This is a genomic window from Novipirellula rosea (assembly GCF_039541335.1).
Taxonomy (GTDB): Bacteria; Planctomycetota; Planctomycetia; order Pirellulales; family Pirellulaceae; genus Novipirellula; species Novipirellula rosea.
In genome coordinates this window covers 1-3706 of sequence record NZ_BAABGA010000103.1, presented here as the reverse complement: position 1 = coordinate 3706, position 3706 = coordinate 1, and the positions used below count along the sequence as shown (strand labels likewise).

Sequence of the window (3706 nt, the reverse complement as noted above, 5' to 3'; positions counted from 1 at the left end):
GATGAAAGACATGGAAAACGCCGCCCTCTCAGAGATAATCGATGTGTAGACACCAATGCCCACGGGGGAGGTGAAGCTCGCTGACGGCTTGGAAAGCCGAGCGACAATTTGCCGAGAATCGCAGGCAAGCCCAGCCTGATGACAGGTTGAAAACCTATCCCACGATTGATGACTTCTGCTACGTTGTTGGGCGGCCGCCGATCCTTCTACGCATAACACACCTGCCTACTATGAATCACCACTCGATTGAACTTCGCGTTCGCTATGACGAGTGCGACCCGATGGGCTTTGTCCATCACTCTAACTACTTGCGGTACTTTGAAATCGGTCGCACCGAACTCTTGCGAGCTTCCGGCGGCTGCTACGCCGAGATGGAAGCGGCGGGCGAATTGGTCGTTGTCGTGCGAGTGGATTGTCGCTACCGACGACCAGCAAAATATGATGACCTGATCACCGTCGATACCACGATCGCTCGTGTGACCGCTGCCAAAATCATCCATGAGTATGCGATCACTCGAAAAAATCACGCGGGTGAATCGGAGAAGATCGTCGATGCTACCGTGACGTTGGCCGTGATCGATCGCGAAGGGAAATTGCAACGCGTGCCAAAACCGCTGTTGGATCAGTACGAGAAGGGAGGGGAGTGAGGAGAAGCGAGAGAGGGAGAGAGTGAGATTGAAAAAGTTAAATTGACAATTGGAAATTGAAAAATGAAGACGCGTTTGCGGGATTGAGCCTGGTTGGGGTGCCAGGCTTGCGCTTAGAAGGAGGGCTTGCCGGATCTGGGTGGGACTCGGAGTGTTAGAAAACGACCGTGCAAGCAGTGTTTCACCGGCCCTCCCCGGCCGCTTCCTGCGGCCGACCCTCCCTTCAGGGAGGGTGAATTTTCCGCTACTCCGCTACTCCGCTACTCCGTGTCTCCGTGTCTCCGTGTCTCCCTCACTCCCTCACTGCTTGCTCGCGGGCGGTCCAGAACGCTCGGGCGGCTCGGATGTAGGGGATGTGCGGCGCTAATTCCTGCGGCGGCAACTTCTTTAGCCTTGCTTCGTATTGGCTAAGCCAATCGCGAAAAAACTCGACGCTTCGCTTTGTCACTCGTGGCTGGCCGTCAAACTCGATGTACCACGGCGCACTGATCGCCGCTCGGTAATGGTCTTCATACAACGTGACGACGCGAATCATCACCCAGCCGCTCTCTTCGACTTCCAGCGCCGGGATCACTCCGCCGGCCTTGGCAAATTCGTCCAAGCGGGCACTGTAAAACACTTCACCATTGTGAATCACTTCCAAATAGTCGACAGGGTCGCGGACCGATAACTGAATCTCTGGCTGAAGCGTTAGCGTCTGTCCGCCATTGGCAGTGAACACGTGACCGGGAATCTGGCCGCTGAGCGTCGGCAACAACATCGGGCCGTTCGTCGCAACACTGTTGCCCCTGAACGCGCGGTGCCACCACTCGGTTTCACTAAGCACTCGCACCGCGGCATTGGCGTCGGAGTCCAATTGGCGGTACGCTTCCAGCGGCGCTGCGACGTAAAGCCGGTTGTAGCCAACTGGCGTGGTGGGTGCGTCCGATCCGCTGCCAGCCAGCGGTGGAATCCGGAATCCCGCTTCGAGCAGGTTGCTGTAAATCCGCTCCGCCCATCGCCCAAGCTCGGTCGGATGTTCGGTCCGTGGCCCATCGGGCTCTCGCCCGTCCGCCGGATTGATGATCTTGCGGTCCAGTCGCAGCCAGTCTCCCAAAATGAAAAATCCATCCACTCGCTGGCTCGCTAACCAGACCGGTAGCGGCCAAGCAAATGGGTTTTCAATCGCCACGCGAACGTCCGGGCCCCCACCGTTATTGGCATCTTTGTTTTCGATGTCAGTGTTAGTGGGATCATTTTTCGGAATCGTCACGAGACGGGCGGCAACGGGCAGCTTGCTGTCAGGCCTGCCAACTGACTTCTCTCGTTCAGTCGCCTCATCACGCTCAGTCGGCTCTTGGGGCTCCGCCGTTTTTTCTAGCTCTGCTGACTCCTCTAGCTCTACCGGCAAACCGTAAAACAGCAGCCCTCGGTCGTGGATGGCGTCTTCGCGAATCCAGGAGGGATCGTTGGCGGGGGGATCATCGCGATCACGGCCGGCGATCGGCTTGGCATCTTCGTGGCCCAGTACGGCAGCGACGTGCAGATCTTCCGCTGCCATCCGCAGCGGCAAACTGTTCGGCGACGCGAGAACACAGCAATCGCCACTCGTCCAGCCTTTGTCAAGCATGTCGATCATTCGCGGCAAACGCACCCCATGCTCATCCAAACTTTCCGGATCGAGTGCGAAATTGCCACGAATGACGCGGTACTCAGGGCCTCGGGTCAGCCGAAATGTGTAGGGACCATCGGGAAAGGAGACATCGAGGGTACGATCGATCACGACACCGATTCCGGCGGGAACGGTACGCCGAATCGACATCCGCCGGCCACTCTCGTCGCCGCGAAAGATCTCTAGCCGAGCACTGGCAGGCTCGCCCGTCGTTTCATCATCGACGCGAATCGTCAATTTCCCGCCTGCCGCGACCGCAATCGTCGGGATGGCGGTAAACGAGAAAACACTGACGAGCGTGAGAAGAAAGGGAAATGAGCGAAAAAGGGAGAGAATCATGGTGAGGAGAGAGGAATAGAGGGGGCGAAGAATAGAGGGGGAGACACGGAGAGGGGAGACATGGAGATGTCTAGTTTAGTTGGGCATGAGCCAATCTTGGGAGAGCGATTCTGCTCCGAGTAGGGATGGGAGCGACTGGAACGTCCATTTCTAACACTGCGAGCCCCACCGGTGAGTCGGCTGCCGCCGGCTCTGACCTCCCCGGAGGGGAGGTGAAACACGCAAACGGCTTGGAAAGCCGAGCGACAATTTGCCGAAGATCCAAAGGTAAGGCCAGCGCGATGACAGGTTGAAAACCTATCCCACGATTGACGGCTTCCGCTACGGATCCCTTGCTGGCAACCAGCAAGTCACCTCGCCCGGCGAAGCGGGGAGAGGTCGGACGGGCCCTTGAGGCCTCGTTCGGGTGAGGGCCGACCGCGCTATCTTGTGCGGGATGGTGGTTGCGATTCGACTTGCTCGGACGGCCCTCACCCGAGCAATCGCCATTCGCTCTGCTCGACCTCTCCCAACTGCGTTGGGAGAGGTGACTTTCTTGCTGGCACGGTCCATTTCTAACACTGCGAGCCCCACCCAGAGTCGGCTACCGCCGGCTCTGACCTCCCCGGGGGGGAGGTGAAGCACGCAAACGGCTTGGAAAGCCGAGCGACAATTTGCCGAAGATCCAAAGGCAAGGCCAGCGCGATGACAGGTTGAAAACCTATCCCACGATTGATGAGTTCCGCTATGGCATCCCTTGCTGGCGTCCAGCAAGTCACCTCGCCCGGCGAAGCGGGGAGAGGTCGGCCGGGCCCTTGAGGCCTCGTTCGGGTGAGGGCCGACCGCGCTATCTTGATGCTGGTTGCGATTCGACTTGCTCGGAGGGCCCTCACCCGAGCAATCGCCATACGCTCTGCTCGACCTCTCCCGACTGCGTTGGGAGAGGTGACTATCTTGCTGGCAAACGTCCATTTCTAACACTGCGAGCCCCACCCAGATCCGGCTGTCGCCGGCTCTGACCTCCCCAGAGGGCATTGGTGTCTACACATCGATTATCTCTGAGAGGGCGGCGTTTTCCATGTCTTTCATC

At 58.5% G+C, this 3706-nt stretch carries 2 protein-coding genes; one reads left to right on the top strand and one right to left on the bottom strand.

The annotated features are described in order from the left end of the window. The first annotated feature begins 230 nt into the window (after positions 1-230). On the top strand, positions 231-647 hold the full coding sequence (locus ABD971_RS30250; RefSeq protein ID WP_339946434.1) for an acyl-CoA thioesterase: 417 nt from the start codon (positions 231-233) through the stop codon (positions 645-647). A gap of 292 nt (positions 648-939) precedes the next feature. Here ABD971_RS30250 and ABD971_RS30245 read toward each other — a convergent pair whose 3' ends face one another. Beyond that, entirely contained in the window at positions 940-2637 is a 1698-nt protein-coding gene (locus tag ABD971_RS30245; protein WP_345327414.1) for a CehA/McbA family metallohydrolase domain-containing protein, read from the bottom strand. Positions 2638-3706 lie beyond the last annotated feature (1069 nt).

Coding starts and splice junctions, on each gene's coding strand:
- ABD971_RS30250 (WP_339946434.1), top strand. CDS start 231: ATGAATCACCACTCGATTGAACTTCGCGTTCGCTATGACGAGTGCGAC.
- ABD971_RS30245 (WP_345327414.1), bottom strand. CDS start 2,637: ATGATTCTCTCCCTTTTTCGCTCATTTCCCTTTCTTCTCACGCTCGTC.